Raw genomic sequence first — 4072 nt, 5'->3', positions numbered from 1 at the left:
TGGTTTTTTTAAAAAATATTAAAAACCTATTTGTACTTGTTAAATGTAAAATTTTAAATTCTTATTACATTGATACACCTGAAAAATCAAAAAGTTTTTGACAAAAATATTTAATAGAGGTGAAATATAGGGACCTTCTCGTGACTGGAAAATGGTCGTGCTTATTGAACAGGATTGCCTTTCAACATCTTATGAAACGTTAAAAACTTATTTTACTTTTCTTTCAAAAAGCACTCAACTTAACCGAACGTTAAGAGATATTACGCATCATTGCATTTCTCCTTCTTATAAACTATCTTCGGATAAAGCTTTATTATTGGTGTATTTGCACACGCAAAGATCAATTGACGACTGTTACATTCATCGGATCATTTCTAATCATTGGTATTGCGGATTGAATCCTTCCTATATACTAAATGCGCTATCTCAACAAGGATTAATCGAGAAAAAATCTCACACAGAAGATAAACGAAAAATTTTAATAACACTTTCTTCTTCAGGAGGAGTTCTTGCACAAGAAGTGCAAAACCGTATGGAGCGCCTATTAGATCATCGCCCAGGATTGATCCAAAGTCTTTTTCATTCTATCGATTCCATTGACCGTTTGATAAAGGTCTTGCCATAGTTTCTTGATCCGAAAAAAATTGTAGTGTATAGCGTGCAAAACCGTATGGGGCAATCTTGGACACAAAGATAAATTCATGAAAACACCTCTGAAAAACTGTTCTAATATGAGCCTGTCTTCTTTTACAAATCTTTATTTTTGGAAAATTCTAGAGCGTGAAAACGAAATTAAAATAAAGGAGGGAATTTTTTTATGTTGAAAATCAAAAACAAACATTATGACTGTATAATACTAATTTCCATTGCTAAATAAGCATAAATGATTGCCTTTTAAGAAAAGGGGAAGTATATCACAGGTGTGCAAGAAACAGCTGAAATAGGATGGCATCCTCATCAAAATTATTAACCGCATAGGTCGAAGAAGAAGCAAAATATCAGCTTAGGGGGATTGGTAAAGCTGCACTAATACTCACGTAAATTAGAAGCGGTAATTTCAGCCAAGACTCATGGCATTAGTCAAGTTGCAAAGATTTACGACATATAGTATTTCATCAACGATTTAAGATAAAGGATAACAGAATATTTAGATAGGGGGCGGGTATATTGAAGCATCGCAACTATTTAAAACAAGTGTATCAGCGGATAGGCAGGTAGTATAGAAAATACAGACAAGAAGGCAGTTATTTTCCTAAGAGGCGTTGTGGCTCAGAAAAAAAGATTGACTTAGAGAAGCTTGAAGCGTACGTTAAAGAAAACCAAGATATGAAGTTATCCAAGTCTTGTATATATTGATGAAAGCGGCGTTGATATGGCTATGTGCAAAGACAGAAGGCTGGGGCAAAAAAAGTGAAAAGTTGGTTGGAAAAAAGAGTGGGAAATAGTATTGCCGGTTTGGTTGATAACACGCCGATAGCATCAATGGGGTTTAACGGATCTTGCGACACAGTATTAATTCCAAGCTTTGGTATTTCTGATCAAGGAACTAAAGCCTGGTCAAGGTGTTATTATGGATAATACCTCTTTTCATAAATCCAAGAGAAGTATAGAATGAATAGAATCTGTAAAATGCAGTATAATTCTTCTACATCCTTACTCTTGTGATTTGAATCCAATAGAGAAATTCTGGGCTAATATGAAGAGGGGGATTGAATGCAATATACTAAATTCCAAAGCTCTATTCGACACTATTTCGTGCTTCTTTAAAATATCCAATTCAACCTGACTTACTATATTGAGAAAAAATGGGCCTAAGTCAAACATGTAAGAAGAACATTACCTTGCTCAATTGATCTCTTATTTTAATTCCTTCTCTCGTAATCTTTTTATACTGATTTAGCTATAATTACGACTTTTTTGTCTATCTATAAACAGGACAGCAATGTTTGGTATAAAAGCTTTTTGAGTACCAATTCCTTGAAATTTATCCTATAGCTCTGATGTTTCGATCACATTATTTTCTACTTTTTTTGTGGTGTTTTTTTTACTGTATTACTTATTGTTCTGTAGTAGCGCTTATTTATATGTTCTTTAGCGAAAGCAATTAAAAATTTAAGACAGTGTAATTAAAAAATTTTTAATTATGCTGTTTGGTGTATTTTTTACATAACAATCTGATTAAATAATGTTTTAGTAACATATTTGTTGTACAGTGGCTTTGTATGATCCAAATTTTTCAAGTTTATGACCATCAGAACGAAACTATTAGTTGCTTTTCTATTTCTGGGGATAATATCTTCTTTTTGTTTTGCCGATCATTGGGAGAGTCTTGCCTCTCATATTAACACTGATGTTTCTCCTGGAGAACTGACAAAAGAAGTCAATGATTTGCTTCACCAAACTTTCGATAAAAAAGCATAACGTCGAATCAACCGTCATTCTTAGACTTAAGGTGCAAAACAATACCTTGATTAGATCGAATGACATGAACCTGCAGGTAAGCTTCTTTCAGTAACTGATAGACAAAATAGGCATAGTATTCTACCCCAGAAGTGGCGGGTTTTCCTTGCATCAAAATCAAATCTTGTCGACAAGACGGAAGAATGGTAGTTTCTGCTAAAGAAAATATAATATGTTGAGGAGTATTGTGTATTTCGATAGCGCCCTTTTTTGATACCGCTTGCTTTACAAGCCAAAAACAAAGGCCTAATGTTATTCTTGGATACACCTCAATAAGCGCATCACTAGGCATTACACAAGTAAACTTATCCTTAAAAATACGCTTTAGCAAAAGTTTTGCATCAGCAATGCTTGGAGTTTCGCTTCCAAAAAAATCTCGAAAAATTTCTAAAAGTTCTGTCAATTGTTGTTTTGAACGAAAAATAAGCGCCCATACCTCATCACCAGGAGAAGGTGTCATTTCTATTCCCGCAGAAATAGCACTAAAGGGAGAAATAAGATCATGCATCATTTGGGCTACTAGCCCTGTAACTTCCGACAAAGAAAACATAAAAATCCTCTAAAAACTATCTGTTCAAATTATTATACAAATCTTTTCCCGTTTTGCATCAGGGGATATCAAAGAATTTTTTGATCGTCGTCGAATTGCTGATCATTAGTACAAAATCAGGTAGCGATTTCTGCCAAAATCATCCAAAAACACTGATACCTTAGAAAAATACTGCTTTCCCAACGAAATTAGAAAAGGAAGCCAAGCATTTGAAGAAATTTCTAATGCTAAAACCCCACCATAAGTCAACCATTGTTTTGCACCAGGAATAATCGTTTTGTAAGGAGTTATTCCGTATTTTCCCCCATCCAAAGCAACTTTTGGATCCCAAAATCGAACTTCTGGAGGTAATTTTATCCATTGACTAGAGGGAATATAAGGCGGATTACTAACGATAAGGTCAAAACTATTTTTTTTTATCGCATTAGTTTCTAAATTTGTGTACCAATTGCTGCAAATCCACTGAACGCGATGACCTATCCCTAACTGAAACGCATTCTGATGCGCTACCGTTAAAGCATCGCTTTGAATATCAACCCCTAATCCTTTAGCTTTAGGAAACGCTTCTAAAAAGCTTAATAGAATACACCCACTTCCGGTGCCTAAGTCAAGAACAGTATTAACCTCTGTTTTTCTGTTAAGAATTAAAGAGACTATTCCTTCAGTTTCTGGTCTAGGGTCTAATGTAAATTCATTCAAAGCAAACCATTGGTTCCAAAAAAAGCGGCGCTGAGTGCTGCGGGACAACGGCTTATGTTTTGTGATAAACTCTTGAACCCACTTATCTAGTTCAGCGTGAAGAGGACAAACATCAAACATTTTATAGGCCCACTGTGAAGGAGACAAATCAAAAGCTTCTTGTAAAAAATTTTTTCCCCATCGATACCCCACTTCAAAAGGAACACCTTTATGGCAAACAAACTGTTTTGCCAACTGAATTGCTTTTTCGTGAAAAGAATTACTCATCTACTCTTTTTTTAAATGTAAAAACATTGTTAACGCCCACTATTTAACGATCGGTGAAAAAAATTTTGGCATAAATTTGTTTTATCACAAGCATTG

Annotated in this window: 4 protein-coding genes; 2 read left to right on the top strand and 2 right to left on the bottom strand. The window is 34.6% G+C overall.

Annotated elements, in window-relative coordinates; genetic code table 11:
• Positions 1–151: 151 nt before the first annotated feature.
• The gene (locus HE1_RS00450; protein WP_162480087.1) at positions 152–625 is read left to right on the top strand and encodes a helix-turn-helix domain-containing protein; all 474 of its coding nucleotides are present in this window, start codon (positions 152–154) and stop codon (positions 623–625) included.
• Positions 626–1380: 755 nt separating this feature from the next.
• A complete protein-coding gene (locus HE1_RS00445; RefSeq protein WP_035543342.1) occupies positions 1381–1578 on the top strand; it encodes a hypothetical protein in 198 nt (65 codons plus the stop codon).
• Positions 1579–2428: 850 nt separating this feature from the next.
• Here the strand turns inward: HE1_RS00445 and HE1_RS00440 are convergent.
• Both HE1_RS00440 and HE1_RS00435 read right to left on the bottom strand, forming a co-directional pair.
• Positions 2429–3010 (bottom strand): hypothetical protein, encoded by a 582-nt coding sequence (locus tag HE1_RS00440; RefSeq protein ID WP_035543341.1) that lies wholly within the window; start codon positions 3008–3010, stop codon positions 2429–2431.
• A 105-nt stretch (positions 3011–3115) separates the two neighbouring features.
• Entirely contained in the window at positions 3116–3976 is an 861-nt protein-coding gene (locus HE1_RS00435) for a N5-glutamine methyltransferase family protein (RefSeq protein WP_052567130.1), read from the bottom strand.
• Positions 3977–4072: the final 96 nt, after the last annotated feature.

Source organism: Holospora elegans E1, from assembly GCF_000648275.1.
GTDB lineage: Bacteria > Pseudomonadota > Alphaproteobacteria > Holosporales > Holosporaceae > Holospora > Holospora undulata_A.
The sequence above is the reverse complement of the archived record's forward strand: the minus strand, read 5'-3'. Positions and strand labels throughout refer to the sequence as shown.